Here is a 1,277-nt window from a genome sequence, read left to right as displayed (position 1 = left end):
GTACGGCGCGACGCATAGCAGAAAACATCGTGGCCGGCCTGGAGCAGCGCACCCAGGCCAGCCCCCGCGACAACGTGATGGGCAGCGATGGCTGCATCAAGGTAGGAGGCCGCAGCATGCCGCACTACATCTGATGCCCCTTTGGCGCCAGCACGTGTGGCTGGCTTGAATTGATCTCCTTGTCTCCTTGTCTCCTTGTCGCCACCCCCTGCGGGTGGCTTTTTTTTGCACGTCTGCCGCTGGACAGTGCGGGGCGGCTGCGGTACCCACCGGCGCTTGACATCCTCCTCGCCATGAATGGCGAGGATTCCCGCTTCACAGAACCCCGCCCATGCCTCAACGAGACACAGGACTTACAGCTTCTCCACGGGCTGACACCGCCAGTCCGGCGGCCAATATGTTGCGTGCGGCGTTGATGTCCCGGTCGTGGCTGCTGCCACAGTCGTGGCATGTCCAATGCCGCACATTCAAGGGCATCTTTTGTGCCGTGTACCCGCAGTCGCTGCAACGCTTGGACGACGGGTACCAGCGGTCGATCTTGACCACCTCGCGGCCGTACCACTTGGCCTTGTATTCGAGCTGGCGCACGAACTCGGCCCAGCCCGCATCACCGATGGACTTGGCGAGCTTGCGGTTCTTCTTCATGTTGCTGACGCCCAGCGTCTCAACGGCGATCACTTGGTTTTCGTGGATCAGCCGGGTCGAGAGCTTGTGTATGAAATCCTTGCGGACATCGGCAATCTTGGCGTGCAGTTTGGCTACTTTCACTCTGGCCTTGGCACGGTTCTTGGAGCCTTTCTTCTTTTTGGCGAGTTTGCGTTGGAGTTTCGCCAATTTCTTCTCGTGCTTGCGGAAAGCGTTGGGCGCTGGGATTTTTTCGCCGTCGGAAAGGATGGCGAAATGAGTCAGGCCCAGATCAATGCCGACTTGGCTGGGTGCTTCCGGTTTGGTGCAGACCACGTCGTCGCACAGCAGGCTGACAAAGTAACGGCCCGCCGCGTCTTTCGACACGGTGACGGTCGTGACCTTCGCACCTTGCGGAATTTGGCGCGACCAGCGGACATCCAGCGGTGCGTCCATCTTGGCCAATTTGAGGGCTTGACCATCCCACCGAAACGCGCTGGCGGTGTATTCCGCCGACTGGTGGCCGCCCTTTCGCTTGAACTGTGGGTAACGCCCACGTTTGGCAAAGAAGTTGCCGAATGCTGTTTGCAAATGCCGCAGCGCCTGCTGCAACGGCACGCTGGACACGTCGTTGAGCCAAGCGTACTCCGGTT

1 protein-coding gene is annotated in these 1,277 nt (G+C 60.1%); it reads right to left on the bottom strand.

Annotated elements, in window-relative coordinates; all coding sequences use genetic code 11:
* Window positions 1-336: 336 nt before the first annotated feature.
* Window positions 337-1,277: RNA-guided endonuclease InsQ/TnpB family protein (locus tag CON77_RS15045; protein ID WP_101050424.1), on the bottom strand; the 941-nt coding region annotated here is incomplete at its 5' end.

Source organism: Macromonas nakdongensis, from assembly GCF_002837145.1.
In the GTDB taxonomy this organism is placed as follows: domain Bacteria; phylum Pseudomonadota; class Gammaproteobacteria; order Burkholderiales; family Burkholderiaceae_C; genus Macromonas_B; species Macromonas_B nakdongensis.
This window is presented reverse-complemented; position numbering and strand designations above follow the sequence as displayed.